Here is a 24,874-nt window from a genome sequence, read left to right as displayed (position 1 = left end):
ATTTACGACCTGCCAGCCAACCGCTTGGCACCAGCGGCCTGTTCATAAAGTTTCATCACGAGTTGAACCAAAACAACGCCGAAGAAAATAACCGACAGCAAGCGCACCGTCACCAATGCCAGAATCATGCCGAGGCTGTAAGCGCCGTAACCTAACTTGAAGTACTCATAGGTAAAACTGAAAACCGTCGTACCAACTGCGGCCAAAAGTAGGCTCACTGTGTCATAGCGCCGATAACGAGTCACTATGAATCCCGCTTCACTACCCAAGCCTTGAACAAAACCGGACAGCAACACAGCCGGGCCAAAGTAGGAACCATAAAGCATCTCCGCCAGCGCTGCCAAACATTCGCCTAAAATCGAACTACCTTTCTTTTTCAACAACATGGCGGTCATCGGTGCCGCCATCACCCACATGCCAAACAAAATCTCATTGGCAAACGGCGCATAACCGATTGGCGTCAATGCCGCTGCCAGCAACGCGTAAATCGCATCGGCACCCATAAAGACACCGCCAAACAAAAACGCCAGAAATGCCAGCAAAACAACATCGCGCAACGACCATTTGTCCATAAAAATAACCCCCATTTCTTCAAATAAAGACAGACGGGGGCTAAGCACGATCAATTCATCATTTCAAAGCTTACTTGCGTTTCATGTTCGCTGACCCGCCAAGTCAGAAAGCGCAGCGGCTCACCAGAACGCGCCCGTCAGCGTAAAGGTCTGCGTGTAAGAACCTCAAGCCTAAATGGCCAAAACCCAGACGCAATGGTGCGATTTTTACGCGGGGAATTTGTTCTATTTTGGGCACATGCGGAGTCTGACTGCCGCGTTCTATAACGCGCTCACAGTCGCAGAAATCTACGTGTAAGGACCTTGAAGCCCAAATGGCCAAAGCCCGACGTCCGCTCTCCATAACGCGCTCCCTGGCGCAGAAGCCTGCGTGTAAGGACCTCAGACCGCAATGGCTAAGACCGGCCATTGCGGTCTGAGGCCACTTACACTCCGGCTTCTAACCGCGCCAGCTCGCGCTCACAAAAAAGGACCCGTCACCAAATTCATCGGCGGGGTCCATGAAATCACAAATAAGCATCAAAAAACGATTGATCTTAACGACATTTCCCTGCGACAGTACTAACTGCATCAGGTTCCATGGGTATCATCTCAGCTTTTACAGCACCCCAAATGTTTCTATTTGATTGTAACGGCAGTATATCACTTTTTAATTGGAAGCGCTACAGGAAAGAACTGATGAATAGCGCCAACTTCTTGGTCAAGCCTGCTTGGTAACAAAAAATACCGAACCCAGTGATGGTGCACTTTACGCCGTGATGCCTTGATGCAGGCTCACCGGCAGCAAATAATTCGGGTCTAGGTCAGCCTTGTGATCGTTGATCCTTGTCAGTAACAGGTCGACTAGCAGTTTTGAGATGTCGTCCAGCGGTTGAACAATCGTTGTCAGCGCTGGGTAATAATTTTGAATGAAGCGAGTGCCGTCATACCCGATCAGTTTTAGGTCATCCGGAACGCGAATTCCCATGGTCAAAGCCTGTTGATGGACCTGCATGGCAGTCAGATCATCGGTGCAGAAGATTCCATCATACTGCCCCTTGGTCAATAAGCGTTGGATCTCCGTGCGGCGGATGGCGGCCGCGGTCTCGAACGGGATCGCCATGGTCGCGGATTCGATTCCATGGGCGGCGAAGTAATCGTGAAATCCTTGTGACCGGGCATTTGTCGGTGAATTCGGCAATTCCTTACCGGTGATGATTAGCGGGGCTTGCACGCCATTGGCTGACAAGACGGATGCGGCCAAGCGCCCGCCCTGGGCATTGTCGGAGCTTACGATCGGAATGGTCGGAGCCAGATTACGATCAAAGCTGACGATCGGTAGTCCGTACGCTTTATATTCCGGAATATTTTCATTGTGCGCTCCGGCAATGATACCGTCGACCTGATTGGCTGCCAGCAGGCGCAGGTACTCGCGCTCCTTTTCCGGATCATTGGCGCTGTTGCATAAGATCGCCTTGTACCCGCGTTCAAACAGCAGATTCTCAAGTCGGGAGACCAGCTCACCGAAGAATGGGTGACTCACGTCGTAGAAGATCAATCCAATGAGATGCGGTGACTTACCTTGTAGCGAGCGGGCCAAAGTATTCGGTCGATAATTCAGCTGATTCATGGCGGCATGAACCGCCTTTTTCGTTTTGTCACTGATGGCACCGTAATTATTGATCACGCGGGAGACCGTGGTCGGCGACACTCCAGCCAGTTTGGCGACATCTTCAAGTTTAACGGTCATAGTTTGGTATTACCCCTTTTTAGATTCCACGCTTGACACATACTGACGGCATCGGCGTTGTTGATCGTAGCTTGGGCTGAGGCGATAACGCGTCGCTGTGTTCCATCTTGTTGGTGCACTTTTCTGCCACCCTTGTGCGGTGTCATTGCGTCCCAATCTGTTTGTCACGATTAGCTTCATCATAACTGAAAGCGGTTAATTGTCAACCGAAAAACATTTTTAAAAGGTTAAGTATAATGAAGTCCCTCAATAATGAAGGCTTAAATTGTCAAACGCTTGACAATTTTTCGAAAGCGCTTTATATTTTAACCGTCGCAAAACTGATATTATTTTTTAGCCCATTAACCGCTTTCCTGAGGAGGACCTTTTATGAAACATGCTGACGTTGCCAAACGGATCTTGCAAGATATTGGCAAAGATAACATCCAGGCCGCTGCCCATTGTGCGACCCGGCTGCGCCTTGTTCTTAAAGACAGCAAGACGATCAACCAGAAGGCGCTGGACGATGATCCTGACGTGAAAGGCACGTTCGAGACTGGCGGCCAATTTCAGATCATCATCGGTCCCGGCGATGTCGACAAGGTCTATGACGCTTTAATTGGCATCACCGGCCTAAAGGAAGCCACCACGGACGACATCAAGAAGATCGCAGCCACCGCCGGCAAACCGAATCCCTTCACCAGTTTCCTGAAAATGCTATCGGATATCTTCATTCCGATCGTGCCAGCTTTGGTTGCCGGCGGACTGCTGATGGCGTTATACAACGTTTTGAGCTCACCGGGTTTGTTCATGAGCCGGTCAGTCGTACAGGCGGTGCCGAATCTGAAGGGACTGGCTGACATGGTTAACACTATGGCCAGCGCCCCATTCACCTTCCTGCCAATCCTACTGGGCTTCTCAGCAACCAAGCGCTTTGGCGGCAACCAGTACCTTGGCGCCACCATTGGGATGATCATGGTTCTGCCGACCTTGGTTAACGGTTACCAAGTGGCCGCCGTCACTGCCGCTGGAAAAATGACCTATTGGAACATCTTCGGGTTACATGTGGCTCAAGCCGGCTATCAAGGTCAGGTTCTGCCCGTCCTCGGGGTCGCATTTTTGCTGGCGACGATCGAGAAGTTCCTGCACAAACACCTCAAAGGCGCGGTTGACTTCACCTTCACACCGCTGTTGTCGATCATTGTCACCGGCTTTCTGACTTTTGTGGTCGTCGGTCCTGTACTGCGAGCTGTTTCTGATTTTCTGACGAATGGTCTGGTTGGCTTGTATAATGCGACTGGTTGGTTTGGCATGGCAATATTCGGGGTCTTCTACTCTGCAATTGTCATCACCGGGCTTCATCAGACCTTCCCAGCGATCGAGACCACACTCATTGCTGCCAAGGCAACGACTGGCGGTTCCTTTATTTTCCCAGTCGCATCAATGGCTAACATCGCCCAAGGTGGCGCTGCGGCTGCTGTGTTCTTCGCTTCTAAGGACAGCAAGCAGCGTGCCTTAGCTTCAAGCTCTAGCATCTCCGCCTTACTCGGAATCACCGAACCGGCGATATTCGGGGTCAACTTGAAACTGCGCTTTCCATTTTACTGTGCCGCGATCGCTTCCGGTATTGCCAGCGCTATTCTCGGCCTCTTCCACGTCCTTGCCTGGGCGATGGGCAGCGCCGGCGTTCTTGGCTTCATCTCGATCGCGCCGAAATCTATTGTGGCCTTTTTACTGGCCGCAGTCATTAGTTTGGTAACCTCCTTCGTCATGACGTTCATCGTTGCCAAACGCGTTTTGAAAAATGAACCCGAAGAAGCACCCGTGGATCCGACCACCGGTGAAGAAACACAAGCAGATACCGTCATTGCCGCCCCAGTCGCCGGCACCACCGAACCAATCACGCAAGTCAACGACAAGGTCTTTTCAGCTGAGATCATGGGCAAAGGAATTGCCATCAAACCCGCTAGCGATGAGGTCCATTCACCAGTCACCGGCACGGTAACCGTCGCCTATCCGACTCACCACGCTTATGGCATTAAGGCTGATGACGGTGCTGAGGTGCTCATCCACCTTGGTATCGATACTGTCGACCTCAAAGGCCAGTATTTCACCAGCAAGGTCAGCCAAGGCGACCATGTGAACACTGGCGACCTGCTGGGAACCTTCGATTACCAAGCCATTGCCAATGCCGGCTATGACACCACCGTCATGATCGTTATCACCAACACGAATGCCTATGCCAGCGTTGAACCAGTCACGACGCCGACGGTCAAGCCCGGCGACCACCTCATCGCGCTGACCGCACGCAGCAGTGACAACGCCGTGGCAACTGACCTGTAACGTCAACTGCCCAGTCGACTCGCTTTTCACCCATTCTTTGAAGTTTAGCCACTCACCGTTGAAGCACACCTCAAAGACTCAGCACCAAAAACAACTATCTCTGTACCATCGTTGAAAGGAGTCCACTCTCATGCTCGGAGCAATCGAAGCTGGCGGCACAAAGTTTGTGTGTGCCATCTCAGAAAACGGTATCGACATCATCGACCAGGAAACTTTTCCGACAACAACGCCGGACGAGACCATCGCCCAAGTGATCGGTTATTTCAAGGCGCACCCTGCCGACAGAATCGGTCTTGCATCATTTGGTCCAATTGACGTCAACCGTAAGTCGAATCAATACGGTTACATTACCAAGACCCCTAAAGCCGGATGGCAGTTTTTTGACATTCTCGGTACCTTACAGAAACATTTTCCTGACACCAAATTTGCTTTCACCACCGATGTCAACGCTGCGGCATACGGCGAACTCAAGGCTGGCGCCGGCAAGGGCTTGAACGACCTCGTCTATTGGACTGTTGGCACTGGCGTCGGTGCGGGCATCGTGCAAAACGGTCAGCTGCTGCAGGGCTACAGCCATCCTGAGGCGGGACACATCATCCTGCGCCGCCACCCAGACGACACATTTGCTGGTAATTGCCCGTTTCACGGCGACTGTCTGGAAGGTATGACCAGCGGACCGGCGCTCCAGAAACACTGGGGCAAACCCGCCAAGGATCTGCCGGCCGATCATCCGGCATGGGATCTCGAGGCTTACTACCTCGCCCAGGCATGTGTCGACCTGACCCTGACCGTTGCCCCAGAGAAGATTGTCTTCGGTGGCGGAGTCATGCACCAACAACAGCTTTTCCCTAAAATCCGTGACCAGTTTAACCGGTTGTTGAACGATTATGTGACTGTCCCACCGCTTGACAGCTACATCGTCCCGATTGATCTGGCGGATAATGCCGGTGCAATCGGCGCCTTTCTGCTTGCTCAAACCGCCTAAACCCACGTCAGAGAAAATCGAATCGCCTTAACGGTGCAACGACCAAAGTTTGCTCAGGTACAGTGGTCGCCTATACGCCGGTCCTACTAGCTAATTACCAAAGTCTTTGATGTCCGCAGATTGCAAAACGGACAAACTGATTTTAGATGGCCCAATATTACTTTTAAAACGTTGCCATAGCGGATTCGAAATCCGCATGATATAATAAAAACGTACAAAGAGCTTGGTGCGGGAACACCAAGCTCTCTAGAATGCTATTTAACAGCAGCTCGTTTAAAGTTACAAAATAGCCGTCAACTCGCTAGCTAGGGCGTGACGGCTATTTTGTGTTATTCCTGTCAATTAGCACAATGACTAATGCTAATAAAGCAAGAATGAAACTACTTCTTTATCTTGGTCTTCATTGTTGCACATCATTGACAATTCAGGTTCATTTCAAAACGTTACCGTAGCAGATTCGAAATCCACATGATATAATGAAAACGAAAAGAGCTCGGTGCACCTACACCAAGCTCCTTGGAATGCTGTTTGACAGCAGCTCATTGAAGCTACAAAATAGCCGTCATTTCGCTGGCTGTGCGAGACGGCTATTTTGTGTTATTTCGGTCAATCAGCACAATGACTAATGCCAGCAAGGCAAGAACGAAACTGCCGAACTGAAACATCAAATCAAGTGCGTCTTTGACAGACACAATGCCACTCCTTTCCAAAGATTTGCGATGCACTACAGTCCTAAAACCATAGCTATCACCCTCTTTCGAAGTTCGTAGCTGCCGTCGCGTAGCATTCTTGGTTTATTGTAGCATAGGATTAATTAGAATAGAAACCACTTTTTAGAATATCGTTAGTTATCATTAAGCATTTATTAAGCGGTTTCTAGAATGTCATATCACTATTGATGCTTCTTTAGTCGCATGCTATTATATCCACATAAAAGAGTTTGGTGCGTCAACACCAGCTCCTTTAAAATGCTATTTAACAGCAGCTCATTTTAGACTACAAAATAGCCGTCAATTCGCTTGCTAGGCGTGACGGCTATTTTGTGTTATTCCGGTCAATTAGTACAATGACTAATGCTAGCAGGGCAAGGCAAACTGAAACATTCAGTCAAGTGCATCTTTCACAACTAAGAAACTACTCCTTTCTTTAGGATTGTGACGTACTAAGGTTCTAAAACCAAAGTCATTACCTTCTTTCGAAGAATGTAGCTGCTGGTTTCATAGCATGCAAACAGCCCATCATGCTGCACCGTTTCTATGTGCATAGCATGATGGGCTGTTTATTTTCACTTAATGATCACTTCAGATAAGCCGTCTTGAAGTCATACGGTGTCCCGTTAGGATTGAATGACAACCCCTTTACATTTGACCGCAACAACTGCAAATTGTCGGCTTGATAAAGCGGCAAAGTGCCTTGATCCTTCATCAAGATCTTTTCGGCGTCTTGCAACATGGTCCAGCGCTTTTGCGGATCGTTGCCGTACTTGGTCTCGGTTTCGCTTAGCAACTGATCCAACTTGGCATCTTTGTAGCCGGATGAATTGTAACTGGAGTCGCTGATCCAGACGTCCAGGAAGTTGTAGGCGTCAGCGAAAATCGATTGCCACCCTGTCACCACCATGTCGTAGTTGCCGGCGTTCATGGCTTGCAGCCGCTGTGCTTTCGGAATGCTCTTGATCGTCACTTTGACATGCGGCAGGTTTTCAAACGCGCCTTGCAGGTATTCGGCAACTTGCTTGGAAACATCCGTATCATCGGCCAGTAGCGTTAAGTTCAGCTGACTCTGGCCCGATTCTTTCATGCCTTCTTCAAACAACTTCTTGGCCTTAGTCTTGTCATACGCCACTGCGCTTTTCACTTGCGTTGTCTTGGCAAAATCTGCGCCGGTTTTTTGATTGGTGTGCAGCCCGACTGGAATGAAACCCAGTGCCGGCTTGGAGCCATCTTTCAAAACATTCTTGGTCAGCGCAGTGCGGTTAATCATCATGGAAAAGGCTTGGCGCACTTTGAGATTCTTGAATGCCGGAACCTGTTTTTGATTCAGATCGACCCGCGTCATATTGGAAGACAATCGCTTAACCGCATCTTTGTCATTAAGATGGGCGGCGGCCTGCTCGCCAGTCAACACGATTGAATCCAACTTCTTGGTTTGATAAAGGTTCATCCCGGTTTGGACATCCTTGATGACCGTTTCGTTAACCTTAGCCAGTTTAACGTGCTTCTTATCCCAGTACTGCGGATTTTTGGCAAGTGTCCAGCTATCACCGGTACCATTCCACTTCGTTAGCTTGAACGGACCACTGTAAACCTGTGTGGTTGCGGAAGTGCCATACTTTTTACCATATTTCTCGACCACTTTTTGATTCTGCGGATAATACAGCGGGAACGCCAGCAACTTCTTAAAGTAAGCGGTCGGATTCTCCAGCGTGATGGTCAGATGGTGACTGTCAGTGGCTTTAATGCCCAGATCGGATGCCGGCTTGGTGCCTTTGGTGATGGCCGTGGCATTTTTCACTGGCGCAAAGTAGAACGCATCAGTGGCTTTGGTCTTAGGATCCACAGTGCGCTGCCAACTATACACGAAGTCCTGCGCCGTAATCGGATCGCCATTGCTCCATTTGGCATTGCGCAAGGTGACGTGGTAAGTCATGCCATCTTTACTGTTCGTGACCTTTTTAGCCAGCGCCAACTGCGGCTTTTGCCCTTTGTCGGTTAACCGGTAAATCCCTTCCTGCGTGTTGTTTAAGACTTGAAAAGAAACGGTATCCGTTGACTGCGACGGATCATTCGTCACAATTGCAGATGTTTCTGACCAATTGAGCGTTTGATTGGTACTTGATTGCCCACTTTGACCACTGCTACTTGATGAGCAACCGGCGGCCAAAAGTACGAGTGCGGCAGATGGCAACGCCAAAAGCCATTTTTTTGACCTAAACATATGTATCCCTCCAATAATTCCCAAATTGCGCTATTGACAAAATACTAAGCCAGATTCAAACTGATTGCAATGTAATGTTAATATTTTTCTCATCGAAAAGGCAGGGATTCTCATTGACGATTGACCTTGATTTAGCGCAAATACAGGCAGACTTTATCCGTTATGCAAAAATCAACACCCGCTCTTATCCGGGCCGCGACACGACCCCTTCAACGCCGGGCCAAACGAAATTGGCCAAGTTACTGGTCCAGCAGCTGCAAGACTTAGGACTACAAGATGTCAGTTTGAATGACAAAAACGCCTTCGTAACGGCGACATTGCCGGCTAACACCGACAAGCCGGTCAAAAGTTTCGGCATCATCGCTCATCTGGACACGGCAGATTACAATGCCGAAAACGTGCAACCGCAAGTTCATCCGCACTATGATGGCAGCCCGATTGAATTTGCTAACGGGTTGCAGTTGACCGTTGAGCAGTTTCCGGCTTTGAAGCAGTATTTTGGCCAAACACTTATTACTGGCGACGGTACCACTTTACTGGGGGTTGACGACAAAGCCGGGATCGCCGGTGCGGTGGCGACGGCGCGGTATTTGCTGGCCCATCCGGAAATCAAACATGGTCTCATTAAGTTTGGTTTTGGCCCGGACGAGGAGATCGGTGTCGGCGCAGATAAGTTTGATGCCAAGGGATTTGCGACAGACTTTGCCTACACGCTGGATAACGGCGATCCCGGGCAAATCGAATATGAAACCTTCAACGCCGCGCAAGCCACGGTGACGATTGAAGGCACCTCGGTTCATCCCGGGGAAGCCAAGGGATTGATGGTGAATGCCAACACGCTTGGCCGCCAGCTTGACGCCGCCTTGCCCGCTTTTGACCGTCCGGAATTCAGTGCCGGTCATGAAGGCTACTTCTTGCTCTTGAAGTTCCATGGCGAAATCAGCGAAGCCCAACTGACTTACATTATTCGCGACTTCGATCACCAACAGTTCGAAGCCCGCAAAGCCTACTTCCAGAAGGTTGTGGACGAACTTAATGCCCAGTTTGACCAGCCACGCCTCAAAGTGACGATGTACGACCAGTACTACAACATGGCCGACATCATCAACAAGGATCCTTACCCGCTCCGCTTAGCTGAAGCTGGGATCAAGGCGGCCGGACTCACACCCAAAACCGTTCCGTTCCGCGGTGGGACAGACGGTTCAAAAATTACTTATCAAGGTATCCCGACACCTAATCTGTTCAACGGTGGCATCAATTTCCACGGCCCTTATGAGGTTGTCTCCACAGAGGCCATGGGTAAAATTGCCGAAACGTTGATTCATATGGCGCAGTTAAATGCTGATGGGACGGTGGCCTAAAGAGCCGTACAGTGTCTGGCCTCGCGATGATTTTGCAGCTAACGACGCTGGTTTATCATAAAATTAAATCGTTCAAGTCTAAAAAAGACGACTAAGCCTCCTCTTGCAATTCGCACAATTGATTGCAACGGGGTACTTGGTCGTCTTTTTTGAAAATAATCATTAAACGACTGCCACAACCCCGCCATTTTTGCCACGCCAATTTGCAAAAGTGGGGCTTTTGGCAGTCGCCTATTTCCGGCATAATAGCATTATCGTTGAAAGCGCTTACGGATTGGGGGAACTTACTTGCGTGAACACATGATTATTCAAGCACTACAGGCAAACGGTGCGATGTCCGCAGCCGCGTTAGCCGAGACGATTGGGGTGTCGCGGCGAACATTGCAAAATGATTTACGGTTATTGAATCGTGATGCGACCGGTTTTCAGATTTGCTTTCAACGTGGTCGCGGTTATCAACTCCAGGTAACAGATTCGCAACTGCTGGCGGATTATTTAGCCGCCATGAAGCAGCAAGCGCAACCACAGATGCCCGCCAAAAGAATTCCGGAGTTGTTGCGTCTCTTGTTGACAACGACGCAATATCTCACGGTCGCCACGCTGGCGGAAACCCAGCAAATCAGTCCCAAGCAGTTGCAACGTGATTTACGGGAGCTGGACAAACTTCTTGTCGGCACGCCGCTAACTTTAGAACGCAAAGCACATTACGGGGTGCGGGCGTGCTGCCACTGGCAAAGTCGGGTTCTGGCCTTGCAACAATATGGGTTGCCGCCTCGCCACTCGGCACTCACGCAACAAGTGCAACCACTAGGACTGGATCCACCGGTAACCGCCCAATTTGCCAGTGAAATCGGCTGGTCATTGGCCGTCACCGGTCAGCAACCACAACCTGCGCCTGACGATGCACCATTTGCGGACGTGGTGGCCGACATCCGTTTGGGGACAGAAGCCTGGGAATTTTTAACCGTCAGCTTTGCGGCAAAACGCAAACAACTGACAACCCGACTGGATCATGATCGGCTGAAAGCTAAACTTCAAGCTTATTTCACGGCATTAGATGAGCGCCACGAAACGAACTTCGCCACGCATCCGGAGTTCCTATCACTCATGTACTTCCACGTTTTGGCCTTGATTGGTCGGCTGCAGGAGCACCAAAGTCTGGCAGGTCTGAATCTGGAACCATTAGCGCGAGATTACCCGATCGCGTTTAACTGGGCGGTTCAATTCGCGCAGTGGCTAAGTCAGGAATATCAAATCGACGTGCCTAAAGCCGAAATCGGCTACCTCACGACCCACCTGTTGGTACCGCTAGAGCAGGCGCATGAAAAATGGAGCCGCGGCGGCTACCGAATTGCGGTCGTGTGCGGTACCGGCGGCGGGATTGCGACGCTTTTGTGCTTACGCTTACGGCGAATTTTTCCTGAAGCCATGATTCAGACATTCGGACTTAACGAGTTAGCCGCGATTCATGAGTTATCGCTGGACTTGTTGTTTACAGTGACCGCCTTAAACGAATCGTTTGACTGTCCGGTGATCCGGATTGACGAAGTTGCTTCGGATCTGGACTTTGCGCATTTGCGTCACGAATTATCGGTCGCATCCCGTCACAATGCGACAGCGTCACTGGCCGATTTGTTGGTCCCATCGCTATTTTTCCAGCAATCGACCTTAACTGATTATCGCGGCCTGCTGACCACTGTCACCGCGACAATGGCCGAGTATTGCGGGCAGGCGGACTATGCGGCGTCGGTGCTTCAGCGGGAGGATTTTTTGCCAACCATCTATGATAATGGCATCGCGATTCCGCATCCTTTGTCATTCAATGCCAAGAAAAATGCGGTGGCCGTCATCCTTTTGCCAAATAGCGCCACAAACACGGCTCGGCCGGTGCATCTCGCCTGGCTAATCGCCTTGAAACAGGATCAACTTCCTTTGCATCGGACGTTAACCATGCAACTGGCGGCCTTAATGCAAAAGCCGGACGTCATCAACAAACTAGTTCAGCAAACTGAATTTTCGTCATTTCACCAGATCTTGCGCACAGCGCTGGAAGGAGCTGAAACAACATGGATTTACAACTAATGGCTGCGTTAAGCAATGCCGACGCAATCGCCGCCAACGAAGGCGAAGTGCGCAACGTTTTACGCCATTATTTAGCACCGTATGGCTTTGCCACCCAGACGGATGGTCTTGGGAGTCTGATTTTTACCAAAAGAGCTGCCAAGCCGCAGTTTTCCGTCATGATTTATGGCCACATGGATGAAGTCGGCTATATGGTCCGGACGATCACACCTGAAGGTCTCTTACGCTTGATGGTTGTCGGCGGGGTTAAACCTGCCGCCAGTCACTGGCAAAGCGTTCGAGTCACGACAGCCACTGGAGAAAAACTGCCGGGAATGGTCATTCGCGATGAATCGCTGCCCGCCTTTGATCAAGTGTTGTGTGATGTCGGCGCCAATACGGCTGATGAAGTCTCCGCACTGGGCATTAACATCGGCGACATGGTCACCTTTGCGACCGAATTCAGCGAATATGCCGCGGAAGGCGTTTTTGGCGGTAAAGCATTAGATGATCGGCTCGGTTGTTATGTCGGTGCCCGGCTTTTAACAGAGCTTGCCGATGAAGAGCTGCCATTCACGTTACATTTTGCCGCGACCATCAGTGAAGAAGTCGGCATTCGCGGTGCCAAAACCGCTACCCAATTGATTCAACCGGACCTGGCTTTCATTGTGGATGTCGCGACTTTTCAACATCCCCGCGAGCGCAGCGAAGTGAACCAGCGTCAAGTCGGTAAGGGACCGATCCTCACGCACTTTGATCGCACCTTGGCGCCGAATCGCCAATTGCAGCAATTCGTCAAAGATACTGCAGCCGGGGCTTCCCTGCCGTTGCAGCTGGACATGTTTAATGGCGGCGGTACCGATGGCGGCGAAGCACATAAAGTCGGTGCTGGTATTCCGACAGTCGTGACTATCTTGCCCTGTCGCTATGGCCACTGTGCCCAGTCGCTTGCCCAGGCAGCCGATGTTGATCATATGGTTGCCTTATATGCTGCCATGTGCCGCCAATTGTCGTTGCAGCTGGTTGAAGCTGCCCACACTTTTTAGCCCCACCTATGACGGCTCTCAGTCGTCCTAATTCCCTAATGATAAAAATCCCGCCAGCCGCGTTACCCATGCTGGCATTTTAAAGGAGCGTTTTATGGCAACCACCCAAGAACTTGAAATTATGCAACTCATTGCGAACGCCGGCGAAAGTAAAACCAAAGCATTCGAGGCGTTGGCAGCGGTGAAAACACGCGACTTTGACCGCGCGCGCAATTTGTTGGCGGAGTCTAAAGAAATTGATGTCGCCGCTCATAATGCCCAAACCGCCATGATCAGTCGAGAATTCGACCCTGATCAGACACCCGAACCGGTCAACTTGCTCATGGTCCACGCCCAAGACCACTACATGACTAGCCAGTTGGCACGGGACTTGATTGAGACATTAATAGAAATCTTCGAAAACAGAACGTAAACCAGCTCAATAAACATATTTCAAAACAAAAAATTGCTATGCCAATTCCCAACACTCAAAAATAGGAGGAACTTCCAAATGCGAATTCTTTTATGCTGTGCCGGTGGCTTTTCCACCAATATGTTGATGCAAAATATGGCTAAGGTTGTGAAAGACAGCCGCAAGCTGAATGAAGCTGATTTTCACTTCAACGCCATTCCCGTTGATGGTCTGGAGGACGAAATCGATAACTATGACATCGTTTTGGTTGGACCGCAAATCGGTCACAAAACCGGCTACATTAGTGAAATCTGCGAACCGCGGCACATCCCTTATGCCGTGATCGACAAGGATGTTTACGGCCAGATGGATGGTGCAACTGTGATGAAGCTGGCGCTGGTGACACATGCCAAATACCAGAAGAAGCACGCTGGTTAATACTTAGCACTGTGCGTTTGTCGGCTTAAATTCCGGGCTGGCTCACGCTCACCATAACGCGTTCACTGGCGCAGAAGTCTACGTGTAAGGACCTTGGGCGCAATGGCCAAAACCGGGCCATCACCGCCCAAGGCCACTTACACTCCGACTTCTAACCGCGCCAGTTCACGCTCACACCACGAGAGGAGTGATCCCGCGATGTTTAACAAGTTTGAAGCGTTTATGAATCGTTTTTTCATGCCGATTGCGCATAAGGTGGATAATCAACGTCACCTAAGTGCGATTAAGGCCGGGATGGTGGCGATGACGCCTTTTACCATTCTCGGTAGTATTTTCACCATCATCCCGGCATTACCGAATATGCTCGGACCCAAGAATGCTGTTTCGCAGTTTATTACTAGCAACGCCGCGCTGTTTGATTTACCGGTCAAGCTGTCCATTGGCATGATCGGGCTATATGCCTGTTTGTCCATTGCCTACAACCTCGGTAATCATTACAAACTCTATATTCCTGGATGCGTCACCTTGTCTGGCTTTGCCTTTTTGATGATGGTCGCTACCTTCAACAAAGCCGGCCAATTAGATGTTGCCAACCTTGGCGCTCGCGGACTGTTCACCGGAATGCTGGTGGCTTTGCTGACGGTTGAACTGTATCACTGGTGCAAAACACACCATTTGACAATCAAAATGCCTGAAGGGGTGCCGGATTTCGTATCCCGTTCATTTGAATTGATTCCGGTCACGCTCATTACCGGGGGCGCGTTCATTGCCGGCCGGTTTGCATTCTTAAACATAGCTGGCGAGTTGCCGCCAAGCATTTTGACCCGCTTCTTGGCGCCACTGGTCGGTAGTATGGACAATCCATGGGCCGTTTTAGCCCTGAACTTTGCGATTTGTACCGTCTTTTTCTTCGGTATCCACTCATCGGTATTCTCACCGATCACCAGTCCGATTATGGTCACATTCATCGCCGAAAACATTGCCGCCATGAATGCCGGTGAAGCCATTCCCCATTTTTACACAACCGGCGCGGTTTCCAGCTTCTTCGGCTTTACCGGCTGCGGCATCTCAATCGGCTGCGTAGTTGCCTGCATGTTGTCCAAGAGCAAGCGCTATCGGAAAATCGGTAAAATTTCCCTATTCCCGTCTTTATTCGGGATCAACGAACCGATCCTTTTCGGCGCACCGATCATCCTGAACCCGATCATGTTCATTCCGCACGTTTTCGGTGGGGCCATCATCGGCACGTTACCGATGTTCTTCATGCATTGGGGTTGGATTGCCAAACCGATCTTCAACCCACCTTATGTCGGCGTTTTCCTAGAAGGTTTCTTAACCAACGGCGACTACCGCACGATTTTAGCCAACGCCTTGCAACTGGTCTTGGCGGTCGCACTTTACTGGCCATTCTTTAAAATAATGGAACGCGTTGAATTACGCGATGAAGCCAAAAAAGCCGCCCAAAAGTCAATCTTTTCAAAAGAAGACGAAGATACCTTGGCTGGGTTGGATCTCGACTTTTAATCAGCCAGGTTTGCGGAAAATAGATGTTGCTAAGGGTGCCGCTTGATAGATGTGCACCCTTTTTTCAAAGGCATGTAGGAATGAGAGGAAAAGAATGAGCCACTTAACCAAGTTACAAAAAGCTCTGGAAACCGAAGCATTAGATGCTTTGCTGTTGCATGATCGCCCGAGCAAACGCTATGTCGGCGCATTACCGGGCAGTGGCGTGCATGTGATGATTACGCCAACGCGGGCACTCCAGCTTCACGACGGCCGTTACCGTGCTGAAGCCGCCGATACCCAAGGATTTACGAATGTTGAAGTCCCTCAAGGCAGTTATTTGCCCCAATTGATCGACTGTTTAAAAACGCAAGGCAGTCAGCACATCGGTCTGGTCAGCGGCGGTTTTTCGATCGCGGAGTATCAAGCATTAGCGACCCACAACTGGACGCTTACGCTTGCCGACGATCTCGTGGCGCGGCAACGGGCGGTCAAAGATGAAGCGGAAATCGCTGCGGTAACTGCTGCTTGTGCGGTCACAGACACCATTTTTGCGCAACTCTTACCGCATATTCGGCCAGGGGTCAGTGAACAAACGCTCAGTGCTTGGCTGCATTTTTACGCGCTGGAAGCAGGGGCGTCAGCGATGGCGTTTGACCCGATCATCGCTAGCGGCCCACGGGGAGCATTTCCGCATGGCCGGCCGACTGCTCGACGCCTACAGGAAGGTGAACTGGTCACAGTTGACTTCGGCGTAGTTTTCGATGACTATCAATCAGATATGACACGAACGCTTAGAATCGGTTCCGCTCCCCCGGAACTTGCGGCAGTACATGAAGCTGTGCTCACCGCTCAGCAAACCGCGATTGCCGCCATCAAACCGGGGATGCAGGGCCGTGAAGTTGATGCAATCGCGCGGGGCGTCTTGACCGCTGCCGGTTATGGCGACTGCTTCACCCATGGTCTCGGCCACGGGCTGGGGCTAGGCGGTGACCAGCCGATTCTCAACCCGCGCAGCCAGACGATCTTGCAGCCCGGCATGATCGTGACAGTCGAACCAGGTGCCTATCTGCCTGGCATTGGCGGCGTACGAATCGAAGATGATGTGGTGATCACCGCAACCGGTGCCCGCGTTTTGAACCAAACACCGCGCCACTTAACTCAACTGGAGGTAGTGGAAAATGAGCCAATTTGACACCCTTTTCGACCGCAAAGCCGGAAACGCGCGCAAGTGGGCTGATCAGGTGCTCGCTGAAAAATTCGGCTTAACGCCACACGCGATTCCCATGGATCTGGCCGATTTAGACTTTCCAGTTGCTCCGCCGATTCATCAGGCTATGATGGCGCGGGCGGCGGTGCCAGATTATAGCTACACCTATATCCCTGAAGCTTTTTATGCTGCCGTCATCGCCTGGAATGCCCGCAGATTCGGGCTGAAACTTGAAAAAGACTGGATTAAGCTAAGCTATGGCACCGTTCCGACGCTGCACTATCTGGTTCAAGCCTTTACGGCACCTGGTGAAGGGGTTTTAATTAACACCCCTGCCTACGATCCTTTTGCCGAAGCGGTTCAAAACAACCACCGCCAGCTCGTGACCAGTCCGTTGGTGCTTAAGGAAGGCCAGTACTTTTTTGACTACACCGATATGGCGACCAAAATGCAACGCCCTGACGTCAAGCTGTTCATTCTCTGCAGCCCGCAAAACCCCTCCGGACGCGTCTGGACAGCAGCGGAATTGGCAAAAGTCGCTGAGCTGTGCCGGCAACATCACGTTTTACTGGTCAGCGATGAAATTCACCGCGATATTGTTTATCCCGGCGTCAACTTTACCAGCATTTGGCAAGCTGATCCGGCGATTCAGTCGCAAAGCATTCTCTGCTTATCACCCAACAAAGCCTTTAATTTAGGCGGTCTAAAGACATCCTACGTGGTCATCCCCGAGCCGGCGATTCGTGATCGGCTCAGTCAACAATTCAGCGCCAACTCGATCACCTCACCCAACAGTTTTGCTGTTCCGGCGCTCATCGCTGCGTACACAGACTGCGACGCCTGGTTAGATGAAATGGTCGCTTATGTCGCTGCCAATTTCGACTACCTAAAAAAGCGTCTCGCCGCCATTCCCGAGATGAAGGTGATGCCAGCCGAGTCTGGTTTTCTGGCTTGGATCGACACGCATCGACTTTTTCCTGACGAGGCCAGCATGAAGCAGTTCTTCACACCCGCTGATCTATCCTGCGTCGTTGGCAGCTATTTTGTCGCAGATGGCGACGGCTTTGTCCGCCTCAACATTGGCATGCCGCGCCCATTGCTCAAAGAAGCAGTGGATCGCATCCTTGCTACCTATGCCAAGTGGCCGACGATGGAAAAAGACCCACGCCAAACTGAACGAATCACAGAATAATGACAAAAAATGGATCCTAGGAGACGTAATTCAGTCCCGCTAGGATCCATTTTTTGCGCTTGTGATTAATTAATGACGCTGAGCACTCACCATCATTCAGCAAGCAAAGCTAACTATGCTTCATAATCCATCACTGGTGCCTTAGCTTCATTAGGAAAATGCCGCTTGTACCACTGAAGCATGTTGCGTTCATTGGTGTTCTTAGCCATCCAGATCGGCTTGCCGATGCGTTTAGCTTCATCTTTGGCGGCAAACATCTGGCCATGATCGACAAAGTCAGTCGGCACGATCACCATATCGGCTTTTTGAACTTTCTTTTTTAACATCGCGTTGGAGTCTGAACGCGGTGAGAGAATCAGCTTGCCGCCGCGTTCTTCCACGTTGCGCTTAACTTTACGCGGCATGCCAGAGTTTTCAATGCAGACGAGTAACAGTTGTTTGTTGGCAAATACCTGCTGCAGTGCGCGTTGCTTCCGTTTGGCCGGTTTATTGACCGTAGCTTTGTATTGCGTTTGACGACTCGCAGCCGTTTCATGATTAGACTCCGTATCGGTTGCTTTGGCAAACTTTTGCTTCATGCGGGTCGCAACTGCAGCCGAATTTGTGTAGCGCCAAATAATTTTGCCGTCAATTTCCTGACCGCGGCGATAGGCATAGTCGATGTAGTCGCCCGGCTTCAGCTTAAATAGCATCACATCATAATCACCTAAAAGCAGCTGTTGCGTAGTTTCATGCTCCGGCGATTTAAATTCAATGTACCAACGCTTCACATCTTGCCGGAAGACAGCAGGTAGAAACTTCAGCCGCACAATGTCGGTCGGTAATGGATCACGCTTCAGTGTCGTCATTTTATAATTCACGGAATCGCCATCTTTATATTCATCCGCTCTCACCCAGTCGCCGTTTTCCGGTGGGTTCGACATTTTATGTAACTTACTTTCAGAGACTTTAATGGAACCGACATGGCCACCATTCAAATCCAAATGGAACCGGCCAATATACGATTTGTGATTATTCAGCCAGTGCTCTGACAACAATGGCACTTCAGGCTCGCTGCTGACTTTAGGCTGTTGCGGCACCTGCTCGTGTTTTTCTACTTGCGTGGTGACGCTCGGCTTTGGAGCGGGTGATTCAATGGTTGCTTCTTCAGAAGTTGTTGCTGGTTCTTGCTTATTAGGTGTCTCAGACGGCGTTGCAACAAAATCGATTGCAGCGACATCATTGAGGATTTTGAGCAAATCTTGAATGTCTTGAGTTGTTTTCTGAATATTTTCGGTCGTTAATTCAGCCGTTTTAGCTGTCACCTGGCGCTTGAGCAATTCAATGATCTTTAGTTTGTCATCCATTCAGATACCTGCTTTCATTTTAAAAGTGACTTTCTCCATTGTACTGTTATTGAAAAGATTACAAAAGCATTCTACCTTAAATTTTTCAAAAAAATGTGATGTCTTCAATAAGGTCAACTCAATCGTGTCATTTCGTCCATCATACTCGCAAAAACAACACCCGCCTACCGCCAATTCTTCATCGCGGTGTGCGGGTGTTGCTCGTGGTCACTTTTTATCGTCTTTTCGGGGATGAATGTTCAACTCGCGGGCAAGATCATATTCAAATAATTCGTAGCCGCCCATGGCATCGTGAACTTCAACGCCCTTAGGAAAGAGTGCTAAATTGGTTTCCTGTTTACTATTGATCCCTGGTAGTCCCGGGGAAGATTGATTAAGGGTATATCGATATGGCACAAGGTCCGCTAATTCAGTTTTAAGCTTGTCAAGATTCCGTTTTTCCGTGGTTCTCACAAAGATACGGGTTGTATCCAACGCCTTAAACGCATCAATCGGTAAGGCATCAAGTGACGTAATGGCATCCAAATCAAGCAAAGCATCCCAATGAGCGGTAATAGCAGTCGCGATATTGGGCACTACGCTGAAGTAGATAGACAAATAATCATCCAAAACGAGCACATAGGCACCCGCACTTCTGGCAGTATGTGTTCGAAGTGAATCAATTTGTTGAAAACCATTATCATGACAAAATTCCATAATTTCATCTTCATATCGAGCACGCTTTCGCCGCTTCACTTTTGGAATGAAAGTATCGAAAAGCTGCTGAGCCTCATCGCGATGCTGAAGCCACTGGGATTTGTTGATGAGTGGGTAATAGTCCGGGTAACGACGCTGAAGTTGCTCTAATGGCAGACGGGAAGCCAGATTGGTTACTTCAAAGGCTTCCTTTTCATTGATCCAATCTCCTGGACGCCGCAAAAAGCCATTGACTTTAATCCACCGGCGATTTTTCAAAGCATAATTAAATAATAATCGTTTTCTGATCGTTAAGTCGAGCGGCTCAAAAAAGTTATCACGGGTGATATGCGTAGCTTCAGTAGATGCAAGCGTCACACCAAAATATTTCAAACATAAACACCTCCCACCTTAAGTAAACGATCACAGTTTCCTTTTTTCAATAAAAAAAGAGGGCTATCCCTCTTTTTAATTTCTGAAAGTTTCAGATCATTAAAAGCATAACCGACATGCTTCATTCTCATGTACATTTAGCAAAACAACACAGTACGATCATACCATGTTTGAGTAGCAATTCAAGATACTGAACTTGCTTACCATCAGTCCCTGAGAATCCTGTCAACTAAGCTTTAGGTTTCAAATCAAGCACGTCAATGACCTTCTGAACGAGTTCATCCTCGCCTACGCCTGTCAAAAAAGGTAACCCATTTAAAACCGGCACACCAATATCTTCCGTAAATTTTCCAGTCGTGATTGCTAGATCAAACTGATCAGCTTTGGAACGCAGCTGAGGAATTGAGGTTTGGTCCATTGATACTTGAGTGGCATCAATGCCTTTTGACTTAAGCTTTTCTTCCAAAGCATTCCGAGCCACAGTTGACGTCGCAATTCCTGACCCACATGCTACGATAATTTTTTTCATTTTAATTGCTCCCTTTCTCCTGCATCGACAGTGACATCACGGAACATGTCTTCAAGCCGGTTAAATAATTCATCATCACTCTTGGCGTCAAGTAATCCTTGCAATGTCGCCTGATTCTGAACGATGCCCATCAAATCCTTCAACAAGGTCACCTCTGCATGCGGTTCACTGACCGCTAACATGAATATCAACCGGACCGCCAAGTCTTCTTCCGGATCACCCATATTTTTAAAAACAACGGGCTCCTTCAACGTTGCGACAGAAATCGTGCCGCGATTGACATTGGTCCAATCAGCATGCGGAATGGCAACCATAATGCCACCCGTCGGCAACCCAGTAGGAAATTGATGTTCGCGGTTCACCACCGCATCGACAAATGATGCCTTAACATACCGGTTTTTAACCATTGTCGTTGCCATTGATTTCAATGCATCATCAGCGTCTAAAAACGTTGCGTTCCGATGAATCAGGTTCTTGTTCAACAATGCCATCTTGATCACACTCCATCCCTTTAATCAGTTTCTAGAGCCATCATAGTCGTTAGTCCGGATTAATGCAAGCGCTTACCTTAATATTGAATTACCCAATTTCTAAACCATTTAAGCGCTTTTTCTTGGGTATATACCGAATTTTTTGAACAAATGGCTTGCATTTTTTCCGAAAGTGTTTATCACCATTCGTGTAAGGGCTTTCACTAATCGGCGGAAAATTAATGACGGTTATGGTCTAGTTTTCTTTTAACGACAATCGTTATGACCTCTGTCTTTTAGGTTGGGAATTTTAACTTTTAGGAGGTAGCACCATGCAAGTCATCCAATACATTGTTGATTTGGGACCGAGCGTCATGATTCCAATCATCATTTTCATACTGGGCATTTCCTTGCGCCAAGGTATTGGCAAATCACTACGCGCTGGGATCTCAATTGGGATTGGCTTTGTCGGGATTAATTTGGTCATTTCACTTTTGACCGATAATCTTGGCAAAGCCGCTGAAGCAATGGCCAAAAACTTTAATTTAGGACTGAGCGTTGTTGATATCGGCTGGCCCGGGACCTCGCCAATGGCTTGGGCATCGGCTATGGGTTTGATCGCCATTCCGGTTGCTATCGCTGTCAACGTCGTCATGCTGCTCACTCGCATGACTAAGGTCGTAAACGTTGATATTTGGAATATTTGGCATATGGCATTTACAGGCGCCATTGTCCAGCTGGCTACTGGCAGTTTTACTTGGGGCATTGTCGCTATCTGCATTCATGCAGCAATCGCGTATAAATTAGGTGATATTTTCAAACCAGTCACAGATAACTTTTTCGGACTGGAAGGAATCTCTATTCCACACGGAACTTCTGCGTATATGGGCATTTTCGCCAAGCCAATTGATGATTTGATCGAAGCCATTCCGGGTTTAAATAAAATTACGATCACTTCTAAGACTGTCGAAGAACGATTCGGCGTTTTAGGCCAACCTTCCATTATCGGTGCAAATCTAGGCGTTATTATCGGGCTATTGGCAAAGTTTCCAATCGGTAAATCATTGCAGCTGGGAATCCAGATGGCGGCAGTTATGGTACTGATGCCCGTTGTCGTTAAATTCATCATGGAAGGTCTTATCCCGATTTCACAAGGTGCCAAAGTCATCATGGACAAACATTTTAAAGGCGGACTGTTCACGATCGGGATGGATCCAGCTTTGTTGCTCGGTAATTCAGACGTCATTGCAGCTGGGCTACTGTTCGTTCCAATTACTTTACTGATTGCCGTTCTTGTCCCTGGAAATCGCGTCCTGCCCTTTGGCGACTTAGCAACGATCGGTTTCTTCATCGCTATCGCAACAGGGGTCCACAAAGGAAATATTTTCCGTACCTTGATCTCTGGCTCGGTGATCATGTTCATCACTATCTGGATTTCAAATCAGATGTATCCATTAGAAATTGCGCTTGGTCACGCAACAAACTTACTGGCAAAAGGCAAGCAAGTATCCTCGCTTGACCAAGCCGGATCACCAATCACTTATTTATTAACCAAAGGCTTCACTGGACAGGTCGGCATTGGGTTTATCGTGATCGCAATTCTTTTCATCGGTGCATTCGTCTACACGTATATTGCTTACAAGCGTCAGCGACTTTATGTAACTGATGATAAAGAAAAATAAGTTTTGGATTTTGGTTCATTAAACAGTAAATCATAACGCGTTCGCCAGCCCGAAAACTTGCGTGTAAGGGCCTTGGTCGCAATGGCCAAGAACCGGCGACCACTTACACTCCGGTTTCTGACCGGGCTGGCTCACGCTCACACTTATTTAGGAGGAATTAAATTATGGCTACTGATTGGTTGAATATTGATGGTCGGGTATTTGTTGTAACAGGTGGTTCATCAGGAATTGGCGATGCGATTGTTAAAGATCTGCTCAGCAATCACGCTAAAGTTGTCAACGCCGATCTTAAGGAAGGCAGCTTTAAGGATGATAACCTGCTGTTTGTTCAGACAGATGTCACCAAGCGGGATCAGGTAGAGCATATGGTCAAAGTTGCTAAAGAAAAGTTCGGCCAGATCGACGGCTTAGTTAATAATGCCGGTATTAATATTCCGAGAATTCTGACTGATCCAACCGATCCGGATGGCAAATATGTGATTGATGAAGCTAATTTTGACAAGATGTTTACCATTAACGTCAAAAGTGTCTGGCTTTGCTCTTCCATCATCGTCAAAGAGTTAGTCAAGCAGCATAAAGGGGTCATTGTTAATATGTCATCCGAATCTGGATTGGAAGGTTCGCAAGGTGCAGGGATTTATTCCGGTACAAAAGGTGCTATCAATGGCTTTACCCGTGCATGGGCTAAAGAGCTGGGACAATATAACGTTCGTATGATTGGCGTTGCTCCTGGTGTTCTGGAGGCCACAGGTTTACGGACACTTTCCTATGAGGAAGGACTAGCTTACTCACGCCATGAAACTGTTGAACAGTTGCGGGCAGGTTACGCAAAAACATCAACTATTCCATTAGGCCGCAGCGGTAAGTTATCCGAAGTTGCCGATTTGGTCACTTATTTCCTCTCCGACCGTTCGAGTTATATGACAGGTCAGACTGTCAATGTTTCCGGAGGTAAATCGCGTGGATAATCGCGTTTAGCTGAGAAACCATGATCAATAAAAAGCCGATTCTTTGTAGCATCGGCTTTTGTTATGGAGGCAATTAATATGATTTTGACAGTCACTTTAAATCCATCGATCGATGTTGCTTATCCCTTAGAACACTTAGCCATCGATACCGTTAACCGTGTTAAGAACGTCCGTAAAACTGCGGGCGGCAAAGGGCTCAATGTTTCACGCGTCATTCACCAACTTCATCATGATATCCTCGCTACTGGTTTCATTGGTGGTTACTTCGGCCAGTGGCTACAACATCAACTTGATATAGAAGGGATTCAGCACGAATTTTTATCGATTCACGCAGAGACGCGAAGTTCAATCGCGATTTTACATGATCAAGGAAATCAAACTGAAATTCTTGAGGCCGGGCCATTCATTACCAAACCAGACGCCGATAAGTTTCTGATGCATTTTGACCAGTTGTTAACCCAGGCAGACTCAGTCACGATCTCTGGTTCGCTACCACAAGGATTGCCGGAAACTTATTATACGTTGCTGATTGCACATGCCCAGCACCAAAACGTTCCTGTTTTGCTCGATACATCCGGTGCCACCCTTCGTCACGCACTTGAAGCCCCGCTTAAACCAAAGCTGATTAAACCTAATGATGAAGAATTAGGCGGGTTACTCAAACATCATGTTGATAAAACCGACTTTAATGCACTCAAGCAGGACTTGCAGGCGCCGATCTTCAGTGACGTTGAATGGATCGTCGTCTCGCTGGGTGCCCAAGGCGCTTTTGCCAAGCATGGTGATAAATTCTACCACGCCGTCATCCCCAAAATTAACGTGGTAAATCCTGTTGGTTCCGGTGATGCGACACTTGCTGGACTAGCAATCAGTATCCATGACAACCAGTCCGACGAAACCATTTTGAAAACAGCCATGACAACGGGGATGCTGAATACGATGCAGGCTGAAACCGGCTTTGTTGATCCCGCGCAATTTCAACCTTACTTCGATCAGGTTACCATCGAGCCATATTGACGAATAAATGAAAAATGGACGATTTATTTCAGAACTAATAGACAGCC

General features: G+C 48.9%; 21 protein-coding genes, 1 pseudogene and 1 riboswitch. Of the genes and pseudogenes, 13 read left to right on the top strand and 9 right to left on the bottom strand.

Annotated elements, in window-relative coordinates; translation table 11 throughout:
* Nucleotides 1-2: 2 nt before the first annotated feature.
* Nucleotides 3-572, bottom strand: a complete 570-nt coding sequence (locus GSO_RS12680) for an ECF transporter S component (protein WP_010492788.1) — start codon at nt 570-572, stop codon at nt 3-5.
* A gap of 530 nt (nt 573-1,102) precedes the next feature.
* Nucleotides 1,103-1,193: riboswitch (TPP riboswitch) on the bottom strand.
* A gap of 127 nt (nt 1,194-1,320) precedes the next feature.
* The gene (locus GSO_RS12675; protein ID WP_010492786.1) at nt 1,321-2,301 is read right to left on the bottom strand and encodes a LacI family DNA-binding transcriptional regulator; all 981 of its coding nucleotides are present in this window, start codon (nt 2,299-2,301) and stop codon (nt 1,321-1,323) included.
* A gap of 369 nt (nt 2,302-2,670) precedes the next feature.
* Between GSO_RS12675 and GSO_RS12670 the strand changes: the two genes are divergently transcribed.
* Both GSO_RS12670 and GSO_RS12665 read left to right on the top strand, forming a co-directional pair.
* Entirely contained in the window at nt 2,671-4,623 is a 1,953-nt protein-coding gene (locus GSO_RS12670) for a sucrose-specific PTS transporter subunit IIBC (RefSeq protein WP_010492784.1), read from the top strand.
* Nucleotides 4,624-4,753: 130 nt separating this feature from the next.
* Complete coding sequence (locus tag GSO_RS12665; protein WP_010492782.1) at nt 4,754-5,608, top strand: ROK family protein; 855 nt, start codon at nt 4,754-4,756, stop codon at nt 5,606-5,608.
* A gap of 319 nt (nt 5,609-5,927) precedes the next feature.
* Here GSO_RS12665 and GSO_RS18685 read toward each other — a convergent pair.
* The 3 genes and pseudogenes from GSO_RS18685 to GSO_RS12655 form a co-directional block, all read right to left on the bottom strand.
* Nucleotides 5,928-5,990 (bottom strand): annotated as a pseudogene (locus GSO_RS18685) (hypothetical protein); the annotation flags it as partial.
* Nucleotides 5,991-6,195: 205 nt separating this feature from the next.
* The gene (locus tag GSO_RS12660) at nt 6,196-6,300 is read right to left on the bottom strand and encodes a putative holin-like toxin (RefSeq protein ID WP_029345604.1); all 105 of its coding nucleotides are present in this window, start codon (nt 6,298-6,300) and stop codon (nt 6,196-6,198) included.
* Between the two features lie 604 nt (nt 6,301-6,904).
* On the bottom strand, nt 6,905-8,545 hold the full coding sequence (locus GSO_RS12655; RefSeq protein WP_010492780.1) for a peptide ABC transporter substrate-binding protein: 1,641 nt from the start codon (nt 8,543-8,545) through the stop codon (nt 6,905-6,907).
* 113 nt (nt 8,546-8,658) lie between these two features.
* Here GSO_RS12655 and pepT point away from each other — a divergent pair, with 113 nt between their 5' ends.
* From pepT to GSO_RS12615, 8 genes are all read left to right on the top strand, one after another.
* On the top strand, nt 8,659-9,906 hold the full coding sequence (gene pepT, locus GSO_RS12650; protein WP_010492778.1) for a peptidase T: 1,248 nt from the start codon (nt 8,659-8,661) through the stop codon (nt 9,904-9,906).
* Nucleotides 9,907-10,194: 288 nt separating this feature from the next.
* A complete protein-coding gene (locus tag GSO_RS12645) occupies nt 10,195-11,988 on the top strand; it encodes a BglG family transcription antiterminator (RefSeq protein WP_010492776.1) in 1,794 nt (597 codons plus the stop codon).
* Entirely contained in the window at nt 11,973-13,013 is a 1,041-nt protein-coding gene (locus GSO_RS12640) for a M20/M25/M40 family metallo-hydrolase (RefSeq protein WP_010492774.1), read from the top strand. The genes GSO_RS12645 and GSO_RS12640 overlap by 16 nt, the downstream gene beginning before the upstream one ends.
* A 94-nt stretch (nt 13,014-13,107) precedes the next feature.
* Entirely contained in the window at nt 13,108-13,425 is a 318-nt protein-coding gene (locus GSO_RS12635; protein WP_010492771.1) for a PTS lactose/cellobiose transporter subunit IIA, read from the top strand.
* A 78-nt stretch (nt 13,426-13,503) separates the two neighbouring features.
* Nucleotides 13,504-13,842: a PTS sugar transporter subunit IIB gene (locus tag GSO_RS12630; RefSeq protein ID WP_010492769.1), complete on the top strand. Its 339-nt coding sequence runs from the start codon at nt 13,504-13,506 to the stop codon at nt 13,840-13,842.
* Between the two features lie 198 nt (nt 13,843-14,040).
* Complete coding sequence (locus GSO_RS12625) at nt 14,041-15,366, top strand: PTS sugar transporter subunit IIC (RefSeq protein WP_010492767.1); 1,326 nt, start codon at nt 14,041-14,043, stop codon at nt 15,364-15,366.
* A 94-nt stretch (nt 15,367-15,460) separates the two neighbouring features.
* Nucleotides 15,461-16,540: a M24 family metallopeptidase gene (locus GSO_RS12620; RefSeq protein ID WP_010492765.1), complete on the top strand. Its 1,080-nt coding sequence runs from the start codon at nt 15,461-15,463 to the stop codon at nt 16,538-16,540.
* Nucleotides 16,527-17,747: a MalY/PatB family protein gene (locus GSO_RS12615; RefSeq protein WP_010492763.1), complete on the top strand. Its 1,221-nt coding sequence runs from the start codon at nt 16,527-16,529 to the stop codon at nt 17,745-17,747. The genes GSO_RS12620 and GSO_RS12615 overlap by 14 nt, the downstream gene beginning before the upstream one ends.
* A gap of 113 nt (nt 17,748-17,860) precedes the next feature.
* Here GSO_RS12615 and GSO_RS12610 read toward each other — a convergent pair whose 3' ends face one another.
* The 4 genes from GSO_RS12610 to GSO_RS12595 form a co-directional block, all read right to left on the bottom strand.
* Nucleotides 17,861-19,093: a DUF2325 domain-containing protein gene (locus GSO_RS12610; protein WP_010492761.1), complete on the bottom strand. Its 1,233-nt coding sequence runs from the start codon at nt 19,091-19,093 to the stop codon at nt 17,861-17,863.
* Between the two features lie 207 nt (nt 19,094-19,300).
* Nucleotides 19,301-20,161, bottom strand: coding sequence for a hypothetical protein (locus GSO_RS12605; protein WP_010492759.1), 861 nt, complete (start codon nt 20,159-20,161; stop codon nt 19,301-19,303).
* 229 nt (nt 20,162-20,390) lie between these two features.
* A complete protein-coding gene (locus tag GSO_RS12600; protein WP_010492757.1) occupies nt 20,391-20,690 on the bottom strand; it encodes a PTS sugar transporter subunit IIB in 300 nt (99 codons plus the stop codon).
* The gene (locus tag GSO_RS12595) at nt 20,687-21,181 is read right to left on the bottom strand and encodes a PTS sugar transporter subunit IIA (protein ID WP_010492756.1); all 495 of its coding nucleotides are present in this window, start codon (nt 21,179-21,181) and stop codon (nt 20,687-20,689) included. Before GSO_RS12595 ends, GSO_RS12600 begins: the two co-directional genes overlap by 4 nt.
* A 311-nt stretch (nt 21,182-21,492) precedes the next feature.
* On the opposite strand from GSO_RS12595, the gene GSO_RS12590 reads away from it, so the two are divergent.
* From GSO_RS12590 to GSO_RS12580, 3 genes are all read left to right on the top strand, one after another.
* On the top strand, nt 21,493-22,842 hold the full coding sequence (locus GSO_RS12590; RefSeq protein WP_010492754.1) for a PTS galactitol transporter subunit IIC: 1,350 nt from the start codon (nt 21,493-21,495) through the stop codon (nt 22,840-22,842).
* Between the two features lie 164 nt (nt 22,843-23,006).
* Nucleotides 23,007-23,810: an SDR family oxidoreductase gene (locus GSO_RS12585; protein ID WP_010492752.1), complete on the top strand. Its 804-nt coding sequence runs from the start codon at nt 23,007-23,009 to the stop codon at nt 23,808-23,810.
* Nucleotides 23,811-23,888: 78 nt separating this feature from the next.
* The gene (locus GSO_RS12580) at nt 23,889-24,827 is read left to right on the top strand and encodes a hexose kinase (RefSeq protein ID WP_010492750.1); all 939 of its coding nucleotides are present in this window, start codon (nt 23,889-23,891) and stop codon (nt 24,825-24,827) included.
* The last annotated feature ends 47 nt before the right edge of the window (nt 24,828-24,874 follow it).

It is taken from the genome of Lacticaseibacillus zeae DSM 20178 = KCTC 3804 (assembly GCF_000260435.1).
GTDB classification, from domain to species: domain Bacteria; phylum Bacillota; class Bacilli; order Lactobacillales; family Lactobacillaceae; genus Lacticaseibacillus; species Lacticaseibacillus zeae.
Note: the sequence above shows the minus strand (reverse complement) of the source record. Positions and strands in the feature narration are given on the sequence as shown.

Excerpts from the sequence above, each read along its gene's own strand:
- GSO_RS12680 (WP_010492788.1), bottom strand. The coding sequence starts at position 572 with ATGGACAAATGGTCGTTGCGCGATGTTGTTTTGCTGGCATTTCTGGCG.
- GSO_RS12675 (WP_010492786.1), bottom strand. The coding sequence starts at position 2,301 with ATGACCGTTAAACTTGAAGATGTCGCCAAACTGGCTGGAGTGTCGCCG.
- GSO_RS12670 (WP_010492784.1), top strand. The coding sequence starts at position 2,671 with ATGAAACATGCTGACGTTGCCAAACGGATCTTGCAAGATATTGGCAAA.
- GSO_RS12665 (WP_010492782.1), top strand. The coding sequence starts at position 4,754 with ATGCTCGGAGCAATCGAAGCTGGCGGCACAAAGTTTGTGTGTGCCATC.
- GSO_RS12655 (WP_010492780.1), bottom strand. The coding sequence starts at position 8,545 with ATGTTTAGGTCAAAAAAATGGCTTTTGGCGTTGCCATCTGCCGCACTC.
- GSO_RS12640 (WP_010492774.1), top strand. The coding sequence starts at position 11,973 with ATGGATTTACAACTAATGGCTGCGTTAAGCAATGCCGACGCAATCGCC.
- GSO_RS12635 (WP_010492771.1), top strand. The coding sequence starts at position 13,108 with ATGGCAACCACCCAAGAACTTGAAATTATGCAACTCATTGCGAACGCC.
- GSO_RS12630 (WP_010492769.1), top strand. The coding sequence starts at position 13,504 with ATGCGAATTCTTTTATGCTGTGCCGGTGGCTTTTCCACCAATATGTTG.
- GSO_RS12625 (WP_010492767.1), top strand. The coding sequence starts at position 14,041 with ATGTTTAACAAGTTTGAAGCGTTTATGAATCGTTTTTTCATGCCGATT.
- GSO_RS12620 (WP_010492765.1), top strand. The coding sequence starts at position 15,461 with ATGAGCCACTTAACCAAGTTACAAAAAGCTCTGGAAACCGAAGCATTA.
- GSO_RS12615 (WP_010492763.1), top strand. The coding sequence starts at position 16,527 with ATGAGCCAATTTGACACCCTTTTCGACCGCAAAGCCGGAAACGCGCGC.
- GSO_RS12610 (WP_010492761.1), bottom strand. The coding sequence starts at position 19,093 with ATGGATGACAAACTAAAGATCATTGAATTGCTCAAGCGCCAGGTGACA.
- GSO_RS12600 (WP_010492757.1), bottom strand. The coding sequence starts at position 20,690 with ATGAAAAAAATTATCGTAGCATGTGGGTCAGGAATTGCGACGTCAACT.
- GSO_RS12595 (WP_010492756.1), bottom strand. The coding sequence starts at position 21,181 with ATGGCATTGTTGAACAAGAACCTGATTCATCGGAACGCAACGTTTTTA.
- GSO_RS12590 (WP_010492754.1), top strand. The coding sequence starts at position 21,493 with ATGCAAGTCATCCAATACATTGTTGATTTGGGACCGAGCGTCATGATT.
- GSO_RS12585 (WP_010492752.1), top strand. The coding sequence starts at position 23,007 with ATGGCTACTGATTGGTTGAATATTGATGGTCGGGTATTTGTTGTAACA.
- GSO_RS12580 (WP_010492750.1), top strand. The coding sequence starts at position 23,889 with ATGATTTTGACAGTCACTTTAAATCCATCGATCGATGTTGCTTATCCC.